At 50.5% G+C, this 21,687-nt stretch carries 6 protein-coding genes and 11 pseudogenes; 12 read left to right on the top strand and 5 right to left on the bottom strand.

What is annotated here, in order from left to right:
• Nucleotides 1-28 precede the first annotated feature (28 nt).
• On the bottom strand, nt 29-439 hold the full coding sequence (locus tag JZM30_RS15175) for a hypothetical protein (protein ID WP_252319639.1): 411 nt from the start codon (nt 437-439) through the stop codon (nt 29-31).
• Between the two features lie 317 nt (nt 440-756).
• Here JZM30_RS15175 and JZM30_RS25000 point away from each other — a divergent pair.
• From JZM30_RS25000 to JZM30_RS15150, 6 genes and pseudogenes are all read left to right on the top strand, one after another.
• Nucleotides 757-1,092: pseudogene (locus JZM30_RS25000) on the top strand (response regulator); the annotation flags it as partial.
• A 60-nt stretch (nt 1,093-1,152) separates the two neighbouring features.
• Nucleotides 1,153-1,470, top strand: a pseudogene (locus tag JZM30_RS24995) (winged helix-turn-helix domain-containing protein); the annotation flags it as partial.
• Nucleotides 1,467-2,771: pseudogene (gene rstB, locus JZM30_RS15165) on the top strand (two-component system sensor histidine kinase RstB). The pseudogenes JZM30_RS24995 and rstB, both read left to right, overlap by 4 nt.
• Before the next feature lie 120 nt (nt 2,772-2,891).
• Entirely contained in the window at nt 2,892-3,122 is a 231-nt protein-coding gene (asr, locus tag JZM30_RS15160) for an acid resistance repetitive basic protein Asr (RefSeq protein ID WP_438801507.1), read from the top strand.
• A gap of 402 nt (nt 3,123-3,524) precedes the next feature.
• Nucleotides 3,525-4,361: pseudogene (locus JZM30_RS15155) on the top strand (trypsin-like serine peptidase).
• 244 nt (nt 4,362-4,605) lie between these two features.
• A complete protein-coding gene (locus tag JZM30_RS15150; protein ID WP_252319638.1) occupies nt 4,606-6,486 on the top strand; it encodes an EAL domain-containing protein in 1,881 nt (626 codons plus the stop codon).
• Nucleotides 6,487-6,561: 75 nt separating this feature from the next.
• Here the strand turns inward: JZM30_RS15150 and hrpA are convergent.
• Nucleotides 6,562-10,449 (bottom strand): annotated as a pseudogene (gene hrpA, locus JZM30_RS15145) (ATP-dependent RNA helicase HrpA).
• Between the two features lie 254 nt (nt 10,450-10,703).
• Here hrpA and JZM30_RS15140 point away from each other — a divergent pair.
• A pseudogene (locus tag JZM30_RS15140) lies at nt 10,704-11,156 on the top strand (FMN-dependent NADH-azoreductase); the annotation flags it as partial.
• 147 nt (nt 11,157-11,303) lie between these two features.
• Here JZM30_RS15140 and JZM30_RS15135 read toward each other — a convergent pair.
• Nucleotides 11,304-11,675: an intermembrane phospholipid transport protein YdbH family protein gene (locus tag JZM30_RS15135; protein WP_252319636.1), complete on the bottom strand. Its 372-nt coding sequence runs from the start codon at nt 11,673-11,675 to the stop codon at nt 11,304-11,306.
• A gap of 340 nt (nt 11,676-12,015) precedes the next feature.
• Here JZM30_RS15135 and JZM30_RS24790 point away from each other — a divergent pair.
• The 3 pseudogenes from JZM30_RS24790 to JZM30_RS15110 all read left to right on the top strand — a co-directional run bounded on the left by JZM30_RS24790 (nt 12,016) and on the right by JZM30_RS15110 (nt 16,527).
• Nucleotides 12,016-13,573 (top strand): annotated as a pseudogene (locus JZM30_RS24790) (methyl-accepting chemotaxis protein).
• A 268-nt stretch (nt 13,574-13,841) separates the two neighbouring features.
• Nucleotides 13,842-15,398: pseudogene (locus tag JZM30_RS15115) on the top strand (methyl-accepting chemotaxis protein).
• Between the two features lie 119 nt (nt 15,399-15,517).
• A pseudogene (locus JZM30_RS15110) lies at nt 15,518-16,527 on the top strand (2-hydroxyacid dehydrogenase).
• A 24-nt stretch (nt 16,528-16,551) separates the two neighbouring features.
• Here the strand turns inward: JZM30_RS15110 and JZM30_RS24025 are convergent.
• Nucleotides 16,552-16,707, bottom strand: a pseudogene (locus JZM30_RS24025) (DUF333 domain-containing protein); the annotation flags it as partial.
• 1,634 nt (nt 16,708-18,341) lie between these two features.
• Here JZM30_RS24025 and JZM30_RS15100 point away from each other — a divergent pair.
• Complete coding sequence (locus tag JZM30_RS15100; protein ID WP_252319630.1) at nt 18,342-18,977, top strand: hypothetical protein; 636 nt, start codon at nt 18,342-18,344, stop codon at nt 18,975-18,977.
• Between the two features lie 439 nt (nt 18,978-19,416).
• The gene (ttcA, locus tag JZM30_RS15095) at nt 19,417-20,331 is read left to right on the top strand and encodes a tRNA 2-thiocytidine(32) synthetase TtcA (protein ID WP_252319693.1); all 915 of its coding nucleotides are present in this window, start codon (nt 19,417-19,419) and stop codon (nt 20,329-20,331) included.
• Nucleotides 20,332-20,605: 274 nt separating this feature from the next.
• On the opposite strand, the pseudogene zntB reads toward ttcA, so the two are convergent.
• A pseudogene (gene zntB, locus JZM30_RS15090) lies at nt 20,606-21,557 on the bottom strand (zinc transporter ZntB).
• Nucleotides 21,558-21,687: the final 130 nt, after the last annotated feature.

Below are 21,687 nucleotides of genomic sequence, written 5' to 3'. Positions count from 1 at the left end.
TGATCCCCCATCGGGCCGCGCAAGCGGCCTAGACCGGTGTAATCTGGACGTTCAGGCATTCATTGTCATTGCGCTGCGACACTGTTGTTGACGCAGCGCAGGCTTCGCGGATCGTCACCAACTGTTGCGACGTCAGCGGATACGGCAACACAATATTCAGTGCTGTCAGTTTCTGCTGCTGCGCCAGCGCGATCAGTCGCGTCAGGTTGGTTTCATCGTTGACCTGCGTGGAAAGCACCTGCATTGCCAGCATTTTCATTTGCTCTTGCGGAGCGACCTGACGGGTCGACGCAGATTTCGTCACCATGCCGATAATCGGCAACACGCCATACATGGCATCAATAAAACGCCAGCGTTTATTACACAGCGCTGCCAAATACTCAGCGTAATCAATACTTAACGCCTCATTGGAACACACAGACTCTGGGTTATGTCCCATGTCCTTCTCTCCTGTTCGCTAGTGGGTTCATCGCGTCACTTGTACGTCAATCACCTTTCATCAAACGTCGATAATAAATCTGCCCTGTTTTACCAGGCTCACAGGTTACCCCTCTATAATTGTCACGAGCGTGAGTGATTTGACAGCGCGAGCACGTTATCAAGTTCACGATATTGCAATGAAATCCGGTATCTGCACGATATACCCTTTTACGCTTCATTGCTGGTGCCGCTAATGTGTGGGTGCTATGCTAACGCAAGACGAAAACGGTTTGCCACACGGCAGGCTGACTGTAGAGAACAATAGCTACAGTGACTATGCATAAGATTGCCTTTGTGGAAGATGACCCTGAAGTGGGCAAACTGATTGCGGCTTATCTGGGAAAACATGACATAGATATTCATCTGGAGCCGCGCGGCGATAAAGCGCTCGACTTCATCGCGCAGCAAAACCCCGATCTGGTGTTGTTGGATGTGATGCTGCCGGGCAAAGATGGCATGACCATCTGCCGCGAGTTGCGCCCGTTGTACAGTGGCCCGATCGTGCTGCTGACCTCGCTTGACAGCGACATGAACCACATATTGGCGCTGGAAATGGGCGCAGATGATTATATTTTGAAAACGACGCCACCAGCCGTACTGCTTGCCCGCTTGTGACTTCATCTGCGTCAATACTCGGCGCAACCCGCCACGCAGGTTCAGGTGCACAAAACGCTGCACTTCGGGTTGCTGTGTATCGACCAGGTTAATCGTGAAGTGACGCTGGCGGAAGAGAATATTGTGCTATCCACCGCCGATTTCGATTTATTGTGGCAGTTGGTGACCCATGCAGGACACACCATGGACAGGGATTTGTTGCTCAAAAATCTGCGCGGTGTCAGTTATGACGGCATGGATCGCAGTATATACGTGGCCATTTCCCGTCTGCGCAAAAAATTGCACGACAATGCACTAGGACCCTTCCGTATCAAGACCGTGCGTAACAAAGGTTACCTTTTCGCAACGAACGCCTGGGAGAGCGCCATACCATGAGAAAACTGTTTGTGCAGTTTTTTCTGTTACTGTTTGCCAGCTTCGTGGTAATGACGCTGCTGGTAGGATTGGTCTACAAAATGACCGCGGAGCGCGCAGGCCGTCAGTCGATGGACGATCTGATGAAAAGCTCGCTCTATCTGATCCGCAATGAGCTGCGTACCATCCCGCCGCGCGAATGGCATAAAACCATCAATGAGATGGACCTGAACCTGTCGTTCACGCTGAACATTGAGTCGCTGAGTAAATACCGTTTATCGCCGAAAGCGCAGCAGCGGCTGAATCAGGGCGAAATTATCGCGATTGAAGATCAATACACCTTTATCCAGTGTATCCCGCGCTCTCACTACGTGCTCTCGGTCGGGCCAATCCCTTATTTTTTCTGCATGAGATGCGGCTGTGGGATTTGCTATTTGTAATGATGATTGGTCTTTCTCTGGCACTGCCGGTGTTCTTGTGGATGCGACCACATTGGCAGGCGATGTTGAAGCTGGAAAATGCCGCGCAGCGATTGGGCGAAGGCCATCTTGAAGAGCGTCTGCACTATGATAACACGTCAAGCATGGTGCGACTGGGTATCGCATTTAACCAAATGGCCGATAATCTCAATCAGCTGATTGTCAGTAAAAAACGGCTGATCGACAACATTGCCCATGAATTGCGCACTCCGCTGGTACGCCTGCGCTATCGCCTCGCCATGAGCGACAATTTGAGTGAGGATGAACAAACGGCGCTCAACCGCGACATTGGGCAATTGGAAGCGCTGATTGACGAGTTGCTGACCTATGCACGTCTCGATCGCCCGCAGGTCTCACTCCACCTGGCGCAAATTGATGTGACTGCCTGGCTGCAAAATAAAATCGATGAGTGGCGCATGCTGCATGCGGAATAAGGTATTCGCGCTGTCGATACTGCCAGGTACGGATATTGGCTATCTTGATATGCGCCTGATAGAGCGGGTGCTGGATAATCTGGTTAATAACGCACTGCGTTTCTGCCACTCACGCATCATGGTCAGCGTATCCCGCGATGGGCCAATGGCCTGTCTTCAGGTGGATGACGACGGCCCCGGCATCGCTCAGGAAGACCGGGAAACGGTATTTGAGCCGTTTATCCGACTGGAGGCAGGGTTGGAAAACAGCAGTGGTGGTTGTGGGCTGGGCCTTGCGATTGTTTATGCCATCGTGCAGGCGTATGACGGCACTATTGTGGTGGAGAGCAATGAATGGGGCGGTGCGCGTTTCCGCTTCTGCTGGCCAATCAAAACCGATATCCCTGTTCGCCCTGCACTCCCATCCTGAAGGTGTACATTGCGTTACACACCGATACCAATGACTCACAGACCCTCAACGGGCTTTTTCTTATGCTTCTTTCACCGGGCCGCTTCAGGGCCCACATGTGAACGGAATAATGAGGAATTGATGATGAAAAAAGTATTAGTGTTGATCGCAGGTGCCGCTCTGGGTCTCTCCTCTGTCGCGTTTGCAGCGAACACCACGGCTGCGCCAGCAACCACACCTGCTGCACATGCTCAGGAACATGCGAAAAAGACCGTTAAAAAAGCCGCCAAACCGGCTGCTGCGCAAAAAGCGCAAGCCGCTAAGAAACACGTGAAGGAAGCCGCTAAAAAACCGGCGCCTACCGCAGCCTAACCGCATCACCGTTTCTTGTCTCAAGATCCCTGCTCCGGCAGGGACTTGTTAGCCATAAAACGCCGCCAACACCAGCGTGTTTCACGCAGAGTTAGCGAGTATGACACCCGGTGAATCGGGTGTTTTTTTATAACAGGCATTCCAGCCGCTCCCCTCCCGGTAGCCGCCGTATGCCCGGACGCACACGGTATATTAATGGGGTGCCTGATGATGTTCCATCGCTACTCATTTGAAATTGCGTTTACGTTGGTGCTGGTGTGCGGGTTTATCACGCTGCTGTTCTTTTTATGACGAACACAAAATCGATTCCAGATAGCACCTGAACCCACCATGCTGGCAAACCTGACTATAGTTAGTGGGCAACGTAAAAAGATATCGCTTTTCCGCAAGATAATCCTATTTATGCGTAAACTGGCTTGGTTGTTCTGTTTGATAGCGTTAACCGCAGCCGAGAGCTGAGCTGAACAATCCCCCTCGGAAGCGGAACGTCAGAAAACCCTTTTCTTCAATCATGACGACCGCGATCCGGTGCCGACACCCAACGCTTGGCCCTGGCAGGCCATTGGTCAACTGGAAACCGCCAGCGGCAACCTGTGTACCGCCACGCTGATTGCTCCGCATCTGGCATTAACCGCAGGTCACTGCGTCTTGACTCCGCCGTCAGGAAAACCTGATAAGCCGATTGCTCTGCGCTTTATTGCGGTCAATGGCGAATGAAAGTATGAAACACACGCCATCGAAGCAGTGAACAATAGCGCGCTACGCAAAAAATTGCAGCCCGACGGCGAAGGGTGGATTGTCTCTCACGCCGCCGCACCGCTGGATTATGCCCTGATTTGGCTGCGGGATACGCCTGCGGGCATCACGCCATTAACCACCTGGAATGGCACGCAGTCAGAACTGAAGGCCGCGCTGGCGCAACAACAAGCAAAGGTCACGCAGGCAGGCTATCCTGAAGACCATCAGGAAGCGCTCTATCGCCATCAGGATTGTGTCATTACCGGTTGGGCCGCGTCCGCGATTTTATCTCACCAGTGCGACACCTTACCCGGCGACAGCGGTTCTCCACTGATGCTGAAAACACTACAAGGCTGGCAATTGATCGGTATTCAAAGCCCTGCGCCAGATGCCAGCGAACGCGATCGCGCTGACAATCATGCGGTTGCCATCACCGCCATTCAGCGGCAATTGAAGGCGTTGGCACGTCATGTGATGAAAAACACTGCTGTTTCAGAATAATTTATCGCCAAACGCGGCGTAAAGCTAAACGCTGCGCATACAAGCGCTAGCCAGGCGATCGGTTTCATGTAAAATCGCTTTACTATGCCCTTCTCGTTTTCATCAGATAATGCAAACGCGGTACTTCTCCGGTTTTTTATCCTGTGAAATATCATGAATAGCGGTGCCTAATGACAGGTTTGTCCCCTATTGAATAGGCTAAGATGAGGTGTTCTTATAGCGCATAAAATAAATGGAGTCATCAATGCTAAGACAGTTGAATCATGATGAGGAGCAGCGGATGCATGCGCTCGATAGGTTATTGTTTCACCTGGATACATCTCAAGATAATGTACTTAGCCAAATCACTTCGTTGACCAGCAAGATATTGAATATGCCCAGCGCGCTGATCACCGTCAGTGATACCCATTCATTGCATATCAAAGCCAAACACAATTTCGTGCTCAGCGAGATGCGCAAAGTCGGCACACTCGATCAGTACACCATGCAAACTAACGAACTGTTGGTCTGCAATGACGCATCGCAGGATGAGCGCTTTAAGAACAGCCCATATGTCAGCGGTGAGCCTCATATCCGGTTTTATGCGGGTATCCCACTGATTACCAAAGCCGGTTATGCCATCGGCACCCTGAGCGTTGTCGACTATGTTGCGCGTTCGTTTTCAAAAATGCAGCGCCGTGATTTAAAAACGCTGGCATCCATTACCATGGCGCTAATCGAATACCGCAACGCTATTGGCCTGATCGATGCCGTGACCCTGTTGCCCAATCGCCAGCGCCTTATCGAAGACATCAGCCAGTCCACGGATATTTTCGAAGATTTCGTTCTCATCCTGCTCGATAGCATCGATCTTACCTATATCTATGAAATGGCGCGCTCTCTAGGGATGCCAACCGTAGAAAGTGTACTCAAAGATATCGGCCTGTTCCTACGGCTGAACATCAGCCGACAAGCCAGCATCTACAGCATTTCTGCGGGTCGGTTTGCACTGCTGGTCAAAAAAGATCAGCAAGAGCAGGTACTGAGTACGCTGATGTCGTGCGCTGACCGAATTCAGCAGAGCATCACCAGCCATATCCCGTTGAAACTGGAAATTTTTATCGGCTATACCGAATTTCAGATCCCGATTGATGACCCGCAACGTATTCTGCGTGAGGCGTTGGGTGCGCTACAAGATGCGCTTAAGAAAAATACACGCCTGATGGCCTATCACAAGGATAGTGATGAGTATCAAAAGCGTGCTTTCACGCTGCTTAACGATTTATCGGATACCTTGCAACACTGCCATCCGGGGCTGTATCTGGTGTACCAGCCGAAATTACATATCAAAACGCGGCGCGTGATCGGTGCCGAAGCGTTGATTCGCTGGCGACACCCCGAATTCGGTGAAATCTACCCGGACCAATTTATTCCACTGGCCGAAGATACCACCTTGATGCGTCCACTAACGGAGTGGGTTATTAAGCAGGCGGCACGGCAAGTCAGAAAATGGCGACAATCTGGCATTAATATTTCCGTCTCGGTTAACGTCACCGTTACCAACTTCGCCGAAGAAGATTTGATTGAACGTTTACAACGCATCCTACGAACCAATGAACTCAGCATCCACGATATTGAATTTGAATGCCTTGAAACGCAAAAAATAGTTAAAAACTCCGCTGCACTCTCCACCATTAAAAAACTGAAAGACCAGGGCTTCATGATCTCCCTGGATGACTTTGGAACCGGTTACAGCAACCTTAACTACCTGAAAAACACGCCAGCCCACGTGATCAAACTCGATAAGTCGCTGATCAAGGATATGAAGACGGATAAGAGCAGCCGCATTATCGTGCAGCACACCATTGAGATGCTGCATAAATTGAATTATCTGGTGCTGGCAGAAGGGATTGAAGATGAGGAAACGCTCGACTATATTAGGGCAGTACAATTGCGATCATGGCCAGGGCTATTATTTCTCACGCCCGTTGGTGGCCGACAATTTTGCACAGTGGTTAGAGTTACACGATGCCAGCATAAAATCGTAATCCTACGTCGCTATATCACCTACCGACGATCCCCTTTCTCCCAGTACCACGTCGTGTTTACCACTGCGTATCACTTACACAACGCCCCTCTTTGCTAAAACAGCGGACATAAAAAAGCAGGCGAACCGTTTCCTCTCCGCCCGCATTTTTGCTTCACAATACGCCGCCGACGCTTACAGCACAACCTGCTCCATGGCTTGCAGTACCAGTTTATCCGAAATGGTATAGGGTGTGCCCAGCTGCTGGGCAAAATAGCTGACGCGTAGCTCTTCAATCATCCAGCGAATATTTTTCACATTGTCATCATCGAGCTGCGCTTCAGGCACCTTATGCCACCACTGCTGCCAGGCTTGCTGCACCTGCTCCACCTTCAGCATCTGCGCCCTGTCGCGGTGAACATCCTGTGCCAATTTCTCCAGCCGGCGCTCAATCGCCTGCAAATAGCGCAACACATCGGGCAGTCGCTGCCAGCCGACATCGGTGACAAAGCCGCGATAAACCAAGCCACTCAGTTGTGCTTTGATATCGCTTAACGCCAACGCCAGCGCCATATCGACACGGCCCTTCAGACGTTTATTTATAGCGAAAACAGTGGTCAGGATCTGCTCCACCTGCTTGGCGATATCAACAACGGTTTCGTTCAGATCCGCGCGCACCTTTTCATGCAATTGCTGGAACGCGGCTTCCTCCCATACCACGCCCCCTGCTTGTGCCACCAGTTTATCAACGCCGCAGGCGATGCAATCATCGATCAGATCCAGCACTTTTCCATAGGGGTTGAAATAGAGCCCCAACTTGGCTTTATTCGGCAGCTTTTCATGCAGATATTTGATGGGGGACGGGATATTAAGCAAAAGCAAACGACGCAGGCCGTGGCGCATCGCGTGCTGCTGCTGTTCCGGCGTATCAAATACCCGGATTGCGACGCTCTCTTTCTCATCCACCAGTGCAGGGTAAGCCTTCACCGAGTAACCGCCGCGCTTCTGCTCATAGCGTTCCGGCAGGGTGCCAAAGCTCCAAATATGCAGTCCCTGTTGCTCCAGCCCATCATCGGCAACGGCAGATAAGGTCTGCTGCACTTTCTCTTTAAGCTGGGTTTTCAGCGCCGCCAGATCTTTGCCTTCGCGTAACGTATGATTTTTTTCATCGATTACGCGAAACGTCATTTTCAGATGATCGGGCACCTGTTCCCATTGCCACTCTTCACGCGGTACGGTCACACCAGTCATCAAGCGCAGTTCACGCTCCAGCGATTCCAGCAGTCCCCGTTCCAACGGCGTGGCACGCCCGAGAAATGCTTGTGCATAGTTAGGTGCAGGCACAAAATTGCGTCGTAACGGTTTGGGCAAGGACTTGATCAAGGTAATGATCAGGTCTTCACGCAGACCGGGAATTTACCATTCAAACCCGTCCTCACGCACCTGATTGAGAATCGGCAGCGGAATATGCACCGTGACCCCATCCGCATCGGCACCGGGCTCAAACTGATAGGATAAACGCAGTTTAATCGCCCCCTTATGCCAGAAATTGGGGTAGTTCAAGGCACTGACCTTTTCCGCACCATCTTTGATTAACATGCTCTTTTCGAAGTTGAGCAGGTCTGTGTCTGCGCGGCTGGCGGCTCTCCACCAGTTATCAAAGTGACGGGCTGAGATAACCTCGTGCGGGATACGCTGATCGTAAAACGCAAACAGCGTGTCGTCATCGACCAGAATGTCGCGACGTCGCGATTTGTGCTCGAGATCTTCCACTTCCGCCAGCAGTTTGAGGTTGGAGCGGAAGAACGCGTGCCGCGTTTGCCAATCCCATTCCACCAGCGCATGACGGATAAACAGTTCACGCCCCAGTACTGGATCAATCTGGCTGTAGTTAACCTTACGCGCGGCCACAATCGGCAAGCCATACAGCGTGACTTTCTCCAACGCCATCACTACGCCCTGCGCTTTTTCCCAGTGCGGCTCGCTGTAGCTACGCTTAATCAGGTGCTGTGCAACCGGTTCAATCCACTCCGGTTCAAGTCTGGCCGCCATGCGTCCCCACAAGCGACTGGTTTCCACCAGTTCCGCTACCATTACCCATTTAGGCGGTTTTTTAAACAGCGCAGAATCGGGGAACAGCGCAAAGCGTGCATTGCGCGCACCGGTAAACTCCTGCTTTTCTACATCTTTCTGACCGATATGGGAAAGCATGCCGGTCAACATGGCGCAGTGAACGCTGAGATAGTCAGCCGGTTCGCTGTTAACCGGTATACCCAGGGTCTTCACCACCTGGCGCAGTTGGGTATAAATATCCTGCCACTCGCGCACGCGCAGGTAGCTCAAGTAGTCACTGCGGCACTGTTTACGGAACTGGCTGGAGGAGAGTGCCTGCTGCTGCTCACGCAGGTAGTTCCACAGGTTGACCAACGTGAGGAAATCGGAGGATTTATCGACAAAGCGCCGATGTTTTTCATCGGACGCCTGCTTTTTGTCCAGTGGGCGTTCACGCGGATCCTGAATCGACAACGCGGCGGTTATAACCATCACTTCACGCACGCAGCGGGTTTTACTCGCCTCCAGCACCATGCGAGCCAGGCGTGGATCGATAGGCAACTGGGCCAACTGCCGTCCTGACGTCGTCAAGCGGTAGTGACCGTTCTCAGCGGTAGTGATCGCTCCCAACTCTTCCAGCAGACGCACACCGTCCTGAATGTTACGGTTATCCGGCGCTTCCACAAACGGAAACGCGGCGATATCGCCCAACCCAAGAGATGTCATCTGCAAAATGACCGAAGCCAGATTGGTGCGCAAGATTTCCGGGTCGGTAAATTCAGGACGCGACAAGAAATCGGGTTCCGAATAGAGCAGAATACAAACCCCGGCAGCCACGCGGCCACAGCGCCCTTTACGCTGATTGGCAGACGCCTGCGAAATGGCTTCGATCGGCAAGCGCTGAACCTTGGTGCGGTAGCTGTAGCGACTGATGCGCGCCGTACCAGGGTCAATCACATAACGAATACCGGGCACCGTGAGTGAGGTTTCCGCCACGTTGGTAGCCAGCACAATACGCCGCCCGGCGTGGGATTGGAAAACACGGTTCTGTTCCTGATTGGATAAGCGCGCATAAAGCGGCACCACCTCAGTGTGCGGCAAGTCCAACTTGTTGAGCGCATCGGCGGTATCTCGAATCTCCCGCTCGCCGCTCATAAACACCAGAATATCCCCCGGCCCTTCGCGGCTCAGCTCATCAACGGCATCGAAAATCGCCTGTAATTGATCGCGATCGCTGTCATCAGCCTCTTCAACCACCGGACGATAGCGTACTTCCACCGGGTAGGTACGCCCTGACACTTCCACGATCGTGGCATTGCCGAAATGGCGCGAAAAGCGCTCAGGATCAATGGTTGCTGACGTGATAATGACATTAAGGTCGGGGCGTTTTGGCAACAGTTGGCGCAAGTAGTCCAATATGAAATCGATATTCAGGCTACGTTCATGTGCCTCATCGATAATGATGGTGTAATACTGCATCAATAACCGATCTTGCTGAATCTCCGCCAGCAAGATACCGTCGGTCATCAGCTTCACCAGTGAAGTTTCCCCCACCTGATCGTTAAAACGCACTTTATAACCGACGCAGCCGCCCAGCGGTGTGTCCAATTCGGCCGCAATGCAATCGGCCACGGCACGTGCAGCCAGACGACGCGGCTGGGTATGACCAATCATGCCTCTGACACCGTGCCCCAATTCCAGGCAGATCTTCGGCAACTGGGTGGTTTTGCCTGAGCCGGTTTCACCGACAACGATCACCACCTGATTATCGCGCACCGCGCGCAAAATCTCGTCACGCTTCTGACTTACCGGCAGCTCGGGCGGGTAGTTGATGGCCGGACAACTGGCCCGACGCCGCGCAACGCGCGTTTGCGCCGCAGCGATCTCTACACTGAGTTCCTGCGCAATAGCGGCTTGCGCCTGTGGGTTACGCACTTTCGCCGCCCCCTGTAAACGGCGTTGGAGGCGCAACCTGTCGCGCAACATGAGCTCATCCAACTGAGATGACAATGGTGTAAGGGGCGATGTCACAATCCTGTTCCTCAAACGTATATCGCGCAAGCGCTACGCAGGCTGCCTCTGTGCCTGCGTTTTATCATTCGGCGGGCATGTTATCACATGCCGGCGCGGGTGTTATCACCGTGCCTTTTTTCTCTTGTTCGATAAAATCGAACAATGCCCTCGAAATATTGCACTTTCAACCTGTTGGTACACTACATAAGATGCTAGTCATCCGGGGGCAATGACAAGACGTACCCCATCCAAACGAGAAAAGGAATGACACAATGAGCAAAGTACTAGTTCTGAAATCCAGCATTCTGGCAGGGTATTCCCAGTCAAACCAACTGGCGGATCACTTCGTCGCCGAATGGCAAGCCGCGCATCCGAACGATACTCTGACCGTGCGTGACCTTGCAGCCAACCCGATTCCGGTGCTGGATGGTGAACTGGTAGGCGCACTGCGTCCTTCCGATACGCCGCTAACACCGCGTCAACAAGAAGCACTGGCACTGTCTGATACCATGATTGCCGAATTACAGGTGTATGACGTGGTGGTACTGGCCGCACCGATGTACAACTTCAATATCCCGACCCAGTTGAAGAACTACTTTGACCTGGTTGCCCGTGCCGGTGTGACGTTCCGCTACACTGAACAAGACCCGGAAGGTCTGGTGAAAGGTAACCGCGCTATCGTACTGACCAGCCGTGGCGGTATCCACAAAGGTACTCCGCCAGATCGGCCTCACCGCGTAGCACCAGACGAGAAGCGACATACGGTGCAGAGAACTCCGTGCTCTCCAATGTAAAATACGCACCTTCCACTTTGGCCGTCAGCGATAACAGTTCACTTTGGTAACGCAGGGATTGCTGCTGGCGCTCAATCACTAGCTGTACCTTCCCGGCATAGCTGTCCCACGGCAAAACAGCCAGACGGCCGATGTTGATGTCGGCAGCGAACAGCCGCGCCTGCCACTGTGCCAGTAACGCCGGCTCGGCGTCATCGGAGGACGCAGGCAGGCGGTGTCCAGCGTTAAGCGATCAATGTCCACGCGCCAGCGCTGCTGCGCGCGCTGGATATTATCGACATCAAGTAGCACACAGTCACCCACCGCAATGCGCACGCCCGCCGTGTTCACGCCCTGGTGCCAGACAGGGCGGGATTTTGAGGTAAAGGATGCGCCTTCAGGCAATACGCTTCTGGCAACAGCGGCCAGCCACTGGGGTGAGGTGTACCAGATAACCAGTACAAGCAGCATTGCGCTCCCTGCGGCAAACAGACACTTTCTGATTGAGGATCCGATCGACAGCAGTTTTTTTCACCTGTCCATAAGTATGTACACGTCTTTATTATTAACATTCCTTAACCTATTCAGTCACGCTTTGCACCATTCAGCGCACATATTACTTACAGATTAGTGATAAAATGTTTACTTACGCGTAAAAGCTACAATGCTTTAGCACCAAAATCATCGCAGTCTTAAGGCACATTGATAAGCATAAAAGTGCCACGGCCACGGGTTACGGCATTCAGGTTAGGTAATGCGTTTCTTGTGTTAACCACGCTGTACTCGGAATTTGTATTTAAAGGACTACGTCATGCGCAAAAATCTTCCCATCCTCTCGCAGCGCTATTCATTGGACGCTGAAACACGGCTTATGTCTGTGACCACGCCTGGTAGCTTTATTACCTACACCTACGCCAACAAAGACTTTATTCAGGTAAGCGGCTACCATGCCGAGGAATTGATGGGGGAGCCTCATAATATTATCCGACACCCGGATATGCCGCCATCCGCGTTCGCGGATATGTGGAACACCCTAAAGAAGGGCAACATCTGGACTGGCATCGTCAAAAACCGCCGCAAAAATGGCGAATTCTACTGGGTAAAATCCAGCACAACACCGCTAAAAAGGGCGATCGGCTTACGTGGTACATGTCTGTACGGATCGCCGCCACCCACGAGGAAATTGCCCAGGCTGAAGCCCTGTATGACCGGGTCAACCGCGGTAAACTGACACGCCAAACCTTTTTTCAAGGTCTGTTAGTCTATCGCGGCCTGTGGGGATGGTTAAACTGACAAAAACCTTACCCTTGCGCTGGCGTATTCGTATCTGCTTTCTGCTATGCAGTCTGTTGCCCCTATCCCTGGCGGGCGCGGCCCTGCACGCGCCCCCCTCTGCGCCCTTATGGCTGGGGCTGCTTGCCGCCAGTTCCATCGCGGGCTGTAAATTACTGGTTCGTCAGGTAGCCGCGCCACTCGCGCACATTTTACAGCAGGCCATGCGCGCCGCCGCCGGCCAGGCAGACTCCATGGAACAACTGGACCGCGTGGATAAGATCGGCATGCTGATGCGTGCAGTCAACCAATCCGGCCTGAACTTTCGTACCTTCGTTGACGACGTTAATAGCAACCTGCAAGCGTTGAATACCGCCTGCCGTGATATCGCGCAGGGTAATCATACGCTGTCGCAGTGCTGTGAAGACACCGAAGACAATTTGCAACAGACCGCGGCGTCCGTAGAACAACTCACCGTAACCATTAAAAGCAATGCGGATGCCACATTGCAAGCGTCTCATTTCACACATGATGTCAATTGAGCGGTCAACAGCGGCGAGGAGGCCGTGGGTCAGGTGTCTGCGACCATGGCGGCGATCACCCAGTCCAGAGCGCGCATTACCGATATTATTAGCGTACTCGATGATCTTGCCTTCCAGACCAATATTCTGGCGTTGAACGCTGCCGTGGAAGCGGCACATGCCGGAGAACAGGGGCGAAGTTTTGCCGTGGTAGCCAGTGAAGTACGTTCGTTGGCGCAAAAGAGCGCCGCATCAGCGCGTGACATCGCCGCCATCATCAATGAGACCCTCAACACCATCCGCGCCGGAGAACACCAGGTATCTCATACTCATACGTCCATGGGGAACATCCTGCAACAGGTGCAACGTGTCACCAATTTGATGCAGGAGATCAGCCTGGCCACGCAGGAGCAGTCACACGGACTGAACCAGATCAATAGCGCGGCCACCAAGATTGATGAACTGACCCATCAAAATACCGTATTAGCCAGCCAGTCGCACAGCGCTACCGATCAATTGGAGCGTCAAATCGCCGATATGACCCGCGCCATTTCCGTTTTCAGCACCCCACGTTAAGCCATCGTTTCGCAGCCGGATAAGATCACTATCCGGCTTTTTTTCTCACACGAAAACGTTGTAGCACCCTTCAAAATTCTGGACGTCACCTATAATGAATAGGGTCGTTTTTTGTTATTTGTCTCGCATCATCATTATCACAAAAAAGTAATTAGCCTCCTCACGGTTTTCAGCATTTGCTGGCCAGTCTGAGCGGGGTTATGTGTATTGTCGTCATCATTCGAACCCTTATCGCTGTCGTATTGGCATTAACGAAAAGGATTGGCAAATGCGAAAGAACTTTCCTGTAAGCGACATTCAGTATCCATTAGATGAAAAAGCCAAATTAATGTCGGTCACAACACCGACCGGACATATTACCTATGCGAATGCCGATTTTATTACCGCCAGCGGTTACAGCTCCGACGAAATTCTTCAACAGCCGCATAATATTGTGCGGCATCCGGATATGCCACCCATGGCATTCCTGATATGTGGCGCACACTGAAAGCCGGAAAACTCTGGACGGCGGTAGTAAAGAACCGGCGCAAAAACGGTGATTATTACTGGGTTAAAACCGGCTCTACGCCGCTAATGAAAGATGGCGAATTAGCGGGATTTATGTCCGTGCGTACCCCTGTCGGGCAAGAGGACATTCAACAGGCCAGCGCGCTGTATCGGGACATGAATGAAGGTAAACTCACCCATCGAACCCTTTACCAGGGAATATTGATATTTACCGGGCCGCTAAAGTTTCTCAGCATCGGCAAAGTTATACCGTTGCGCTGGCGTATTCGTAGCTATCTCTCAATACTGTTTCTTTTTACACTAGCCGCTTTATTCATTACCACCCCAATTACGCCGCCGCTTACCGTCTTTTTGTTGTCATTCTTTTTTGCCACCTTACTTGCCAGTGAGTTTCTGGTAAGACACATTGCCGCCCCGTTAGAAAAGATTCTCTCTCAGGCTATTAACTCCGCCTCGGGTCAGGCAGATAAACATTTTCAATTAAATCGTGTCGATGAGGTTGGCATGCTGCTGCGTGCCGTCAATTAATCAGGCATGAATTTTCGCACCTTTGTGGATGACGTGAACGGACAACTGAGAGAAGTCCGCAGCGCCTGCGGTGCTATCGCCCATGACAACCTGACATTAAGCCAGCGTTGCGAGGATACGGCGCAAAGCCTGCAAAATACGGCAGCATCGATGGAACAGTTGACCGCTACCGTCAAGAATAACGCGACCGCCTCTCACATGGCTTCGCAATGTGCCATGGATGCCAACAGCGCCGTTGACGTGGGTGGAAAAGCGGTGCAGCAAGTTGCCAGCACGATGAACACCATGACGCAATCCAGCCAAGCGATTAACGATATTATTAACGTGCTGGACAATCTGGCCTTTCAAACCAATATCCTGGCGCTCAATGCCGCCGTAGAAGCCGCACATGCTGGCGATCAGGGGCGAAGCTTTGCCGTGGTAGCAGGCGAGGTGCGCACGCTGGAGCAGCGCAGTGCGACCACTACCAAAGACATCGAGAGCATTATTGACACCACCATCGATAACATCAGTCGTAGTGACAAACTGGTGCACCACACCAGTGATTCGATGGGCAATATTCTTACTCAGGTACAACAGGCCACACAGTTGGTGGGTCAGATCAGTCTGGCAACCCAGGAGCAGTCCATTGGACTCAATCAGATTACTGATGCGGTTAATAACATTAGACGAGCTAACACGCCAAAATACGCTGTTGGCCACCCACTCAAGTTCCGCGATCGACTGTCTGGAAAAGCAGATTTCCACCATGGCAGACGCTGTTTCTGTATTCAGCACGGTGCGCAAATAATAACCTGATTTTTATGTGCTTTCTTTTTCAGCAAACCGCCACGACATGACTGTCGGTGGTTTGTCTCGCCCTGGTTTTCTTGCTAACGTAGCGGAAGTATTCTTGCGGAGAGACGCGTGATGAAAATCGCTATTTACAGCACCAAGCAGTACGACCGTAAATTTTTGGAAAAAGCGAACCAGCAGTTTGGTTACGAGCTTGAATTTTTTGATTTTATGTTAAGCGCGCAAACGGCCAAAACGGCGGTGGGCAGTCAGGCGGTATGTATTTTTGTTAACGATGACGGTGGCCGCGAGGTACTTACCGAACTGGCACAGTTAGGCGTAAAAACCCTCGCTCTGCGCTGCGCCGGGTTTAATAATGTGGACCTGTATGCGGCGAAAGTGTTAGGCATTAACGTGGTGCGTGTGCCCGCCTATTCACCAGAAGCCGTTGCCGAGCATGCCGTTGGGCTGATGCTCAGCCTCAACCGCCGCATTCATCGCGCCTACCAGCGTACCCGCGATGCCAATTTTTCTCTTGAAGGCCTGATTGGATTCAATATGCATCAGCGCACGGCAGGGATCATCGGCACAGGGAAAATAGGCATCAAGACCATGCGTATCCTGAAAGGATTCGGTATGAAGCTGCTGGCCTTCGATCCCTATCCGAATCCTCAAGCGTTGGAGTTGGGCGCGCAGTACGTTGATTTGCACACGCTGTATGCGCAGTCTGATGTCATTTCTCTGTACTGCCCGCTGACCCCGGAGAATCACCATCTATTGAATGCTGACGCCTTTTGAATGCTGACGCCTTTTCGCAAATGAAAGATGGTGTAATGATCGTCAATACCAGCCGTGGGGGGTTGATTGACTCACAGGCAACCATTGACGCCTTGAAACAGCAAAAGATTGGCGCGCTCGGGATGGATGTGTATGAAAACGAACGCGACCTGTTCTTTGTTGATAAATCCAACGACGTGATTCAGGACGACGTATTCCGTCGTTTATCCTCTTGTCACAACGTACTGTTTACCGGTCATCAGGCCTTTTTGACTGAAGAGGCATTGCTCAGCATTTCTCAAACCACCCTGAGTAACATCAAGCAACTTGCCCACGGTGAATCCTGCCCTAATCAGTTGGGCGTATAACTCTGACCGGCGGGCAATAGAAACTCAGCCCGCCGGACACATCCCATTCAGTAACGATGATTCATCGCAACGTTTACCGTTGGCTAGCTGGCAGGTGCCGATATTACTGCCGTTCAATTGCCGAGACTGCGCCATCGTGCCGCCCGCCAACGTATAATTAACCTCTGCCGGAGAGCTGCTTTTCAGCAACATGCTGTCTCATTCCGACTTATCGCATTGGCCTCGCTCTGCGCGGCCTGATGATTGTCACTGCTGCATGCGGTTACCAGCACTGCGCCGATACCAACCAATAGCTATTGAGACCATTTCATTCATTGGCTCCATTACTTATTTTATTCTCATTACGTTATGGTTTTCACGCTGATACCGTCCGTATTCCACGATACGTCACGCCATCCGCACTATCATTTTCTGCTCCACGGGCGGAATGGCGACGCAATAAATTTGCGACATGCATCACAAAAAACTTGCATTGTGTGACGAAAGTCATATTATAGACAGCAACAAGGCAACAACAGATATCGCCAACTTATTAACGCTATACGGAGTCAAAAATGAAAATTCGCGCTTTCTTTAAAGACATCCTCGATTCCTATATCAAATTATTCGAAAATGCCCCGAAAGGCGGCTTTTTCTAAGCACTGGCTTATACGAAAAAAAGCTGCTACGGCAGATTTTTTTGTGCCTTACCGCCGCCTTACGATCAACAGAGTCTTCGCATTTAAGCGACACGTTGCCCACCCACTGCATTCCCCCATCAGCGAACCGCCTTTTCCCGCACCCTCCCCTAATTGCCATAACGTTATGAATTACGACAATAGCCAATTTTCTGTTTATTTTTGCGGATGATAGGGAGATCGAATATATTCTTATCTCTCACTGACAAAAAGCCGACGTGTTCGACGTTAAATTAATATATTTTAATTACTGATTTGATACATTACTCAATGCACCATCCACCTTAGCCATTAATAATGACCAAGTGAAAAAAACGCCAGAATGATTGAAGCACATTGCTAAATGAATGCATACTTACATGACAATGATTGAGGTAAAACATTTCAAAATAGAATGTCAGATAAATTACAATCCCTCACTTTGACCATTTTAACGCACATGATTGACGATGGAAACCTTTGGTTGCTCGCTTTAATAAATTTTCACTCACATTCTCAATGATCAATAAAATCATTAGTATCATGCGATTACCTAAAACCTCGCTAGCAAATAACAATCCATAAAAATATCATAAATCCTTTAAATAAAATACCGTATCATTTTTTGCAACAAATTTAGAGTCATTTAAACTAAGTTAACAATTGTACATATTAGGTTTAATTCATAATTGTAGTCCTATCACGTTAAAACCATAAATTTTTACCATAACGATATAACCCTTAGTATTAAACTTAAAAATCGATATTTAAAATGGAGTTTCAATGCAGACTAGTGCTATCACATACCCCCTTCACGGAAATACAGGAATACAAAATTACAATCCAAAAACCAGATCAAATGAAACGCTCAATCAGATATCCAACGTATCTAACACTCAAGAAGAACATAGTATAAACACACCTTGGTCAAGTTCATCCGATACGCAACGATCATTGCTTCGTTTTGTATGTGAATTTTTTTCTCCGTCATCATAAGCATCAAAACAGAAACCAACACCCGATGAGTTGACGTTCATAGAGGAGGGGAAATCATTGATACTAAAAAGGGATAGGTTAATCCAACAAAATCAGCAATACAGTAATTTTTCGTTTTCCAGTGTACCCACATGTGGATGGAAAACAGTATTTGGATTAGGGTTGCTAACAGGTGCCAGTATAAGTTGTGGCGCTTTTTTGTGGGCACGGCAACAAAACGGCCTGATACCTAGTAATAGTTGTCCACCCAATAACTATTCACCGGTAAGCCCATTTTCAATGCCACTACCACCTGAAACACAGTCAACAACCGAAAGTTTGCCATTTACACCCGACACCATTCAACCATCTAAAAAAGCAGAACCGTTAACGGCAACCATGAGCACGATAAAACCTATACAATCAATGAGAAAGCACCTTAGGGGCGATTTCTTTAAACAAACCAAAGTGTGTGATAATTCAACAACACATTATAAAGATTGTCATGTTAGACATATTAATGCTGATAATTATCACAGGTACTGCTTCCTTTACTCAAAAGAAAAGCCCTGTGAAAGACCAGAAGACGTTAATAAGCCGGTTGCGCGCGTCGTTGAACCCAAAAGAAACATAGACACAGGAAAACTTAAGATTAAGCAACAGGTGAAAAATACTCAACTTGATAGCTGCACACAAAAGAATAGTTTACGTATACCCTATCCCCTGGAGGAGAATCCTGACACTTACATTCAGAAATGTTATAACTATGAAACCAAGTCCAGTTGTTTGATAAAATTAAAAGACTACGAGACAGAGTAATATTTTTAGCAAATGCCCTTATATCCCGGCCCAATGCGGGTTGGGATATAAGGAGATCTGATCGGGTGTTTTCTGCGATTCACCTTCGCTCTCGGGGCGCAATTAGAGCACCGCAAGCACAAACCCAGTGACGTCATCACATTGATTGCACGATTATGGAACTCGTCAGTGAAACTGATCTGGCATTCGTCGCTGTAATCCGTACCATACGCGCCATACTGATCCATGCATGTAACTTTCTGCAAGAGCCAACCCCAGGTTTATCACTACACAGATGTGGCATAAAAATGCACAATAGGTGTATGAATTCTAAGGCAAACGGATAGAAAACCTGAACGCAGATCTGGTTGGACTGCCGAGTAAACGGCCTTCCCCGTGAATCAATTTGTCCTGTGGTGCCCTTGAAGGGCATGGAAATTAAATGCAATAAAATAAACAAATTAGTCAAAAACAGCAATACAACATCAACAAACTGCAAAAGCGTTTACGCCGCAACGTGGGTGAAGCGATCGCTGACTTCAATATGATTGAAGAGGGTGACCGCATTATGGTGTGCCTCTCCGGCGGTAAAGACAGTTACACGCTGCCGGAAATACTGCGTAATCTGCAACAGAGCGCCCCCGTGAATTTTTCACTGGTGGCCGTCAATCTCGACCAGAAACAGCCGGGTTTTCCTGAGCACGTTTTGCCACAGTATCTGGACAGCCTGGGCGTTGAATACAAGATTGTCGAAGAGAACACCTACGGCATTGTGAAGGAAAAAATCCCTGAGGGGAAAACCACCTGCTCACTCTGTTCGCGACTGCGTCGCGGTATTCTCTACCGCACGGCTACCGAGCTGGGAGCCACCAAAATTGCGCTCGGTCACCACCGTGACGATATGCTGCAAACGCTGTTTCTCAACATGTTCTACGGTGGCAAGCTAAAAGGGATGCCGCCGAAGCTGATGAGTGACGACGGTAAACACGTAGTGATCCGCCCGCTGGCCTACTGTCGTGAAAAAGATATCGAACGTTTTGCCGACGCGCACGCGTTCCCAATTATCCCCTGCAACCTGTGCGGATCGCAGCCTAATCTGCAACGTCAGGTAATCAAAGACATGCTGCGCGATTGGGATAAACGCCATCCCGGCCGTATTGAGACCATGTTCACGGCCATGCAAAACGTCGTGCCCTCCCATTTGGCCGATCATCACCTCTTCGATTTCAAGGGAATCCAGCACGGCAGTGAAGTGATTGACGGTGGCGATTTAGCGTTCGATCGTGAAACGCTTCCGCTCCAGCCAATCGGTTGGCACCCCGAAGACGACGCCGTTGCCGAACCTGAGCGCCTTAACGTTATCGAAATCAAATAATGCCAGGGCACTACGGTGCCCTGCTGATATTTAGGCAAAAAAAATGCCGACATAAACGTCGGCATGGTGTGAATCAATTGTGCTATAGCAGTAATTCAAAAAAGGAAGTAAGGCAATATGGGGCGCAACGCCCATCGCTTGACGTTGCATTCACCTGCGAGAGTGATAGTGCCGTACCTGAGTGCATGAAATGTTGATATTTCTCAATATATTCAATTTTTTTGAAGACACTCAACATATTGTGATAGCAAGCGCAGTAACCCGTTGGAAAATTTCATAGCCATTTACTGCGCTTTAACCACAGGGCAACGCCCCCCCACCAAGACGAGAAACATAACGCAGAAGATGATAAATCCCATGGATGAACCACCGCCTGGGATCCCGCCCAGGTTGACGCCAAACAGCCCGGTCAAGAAAGTAGTAGGCAAAAATATCATGGCCAACACAGACATGCTGTAGGTGCGTCGATTAAGCGCTTCTGTCATATGCGAGGTAATTTCATCAGCCAGTACGGTGGTGCGTGCTACGCTGGCGTCCAGATCGTCCAATCCGCGCCCAAGACGTTCAGCAATCTCCTGCATCCTGCGGCGATCGTCATCGCCCATCCAGGCCAAGCGTTCGCCCGAAAGGCGGGAAAAAACATCGCGCTGAGGTGTCATGTAGCGTCGTAGCACAATCAGTTGCTTGCGGATCAATGCCAGTGTACCGCGCGCCGGAATCTTCTGCTCCAGCAGATCGTCGATAAATTCACTGATTTGGTCCGTCAGTGCTTCCGCCACGGAAACCAGCCAGCTACCGCTGTCAGTCGGGCCGTTGCCCTCTTGCAAATCAGTCAGCACATCATTGATGGCGGCAATTTTACGACGGCGCGTTGAGATAATCAGCGTATCGGTGATAAAGACCCGCACGGCCACCAACTGATCAGGGCGTGAATCAGCATTGAGATTGATGCTGCGCAGGGTGATGAGCGTCCCTTCCCCCAAGCGCGTAACCCATGGACGCGCACTTTCTCCCGCCAACAAGTTACGAATACCGTCAGGCAGCAGCGGCGTTTCATTCAACCAGAGTGCGCTGCCAGGCAGGCTGTAATCCAAATGCAGCCAGCAAGGATTGACGCTATAGACCATGCCGTCGGCCGAAATCGGTTTGATTCCACCCTTCCCATCCAACTGGCAGGCATGAACCGCCTCTGAATCCTGCAATACTTTTCCTTCAAACGGTTTCATGTTTTTCTCTCCCACGGCCATTACGCTACCCAATCACAATGACGGTCATACCGTAATGGTTTTACAACAGCTAAAGCCTAGCGATAATTAGATTTTTCGCAAATTCAATCAGTAACAAAATAGCTTCCGA

The sequence above is a fragment of the Candidatus Symbiopectobacterium endolongispinus genome (assembly GCF_018777385.1).
GTDB classification, from domain to species: Bacteria; Pseudomonadota; Gammaproteobacteria; order Enterobacterales; family Enterobacteriaceae; genus Symbiopectobacterium; species Symbiopectobacterium endolongispinus.
Note: the sequence above shows the minus strand (reverse complement) of the source record. Positions and strands in the feature narration are given on the sequence as shown.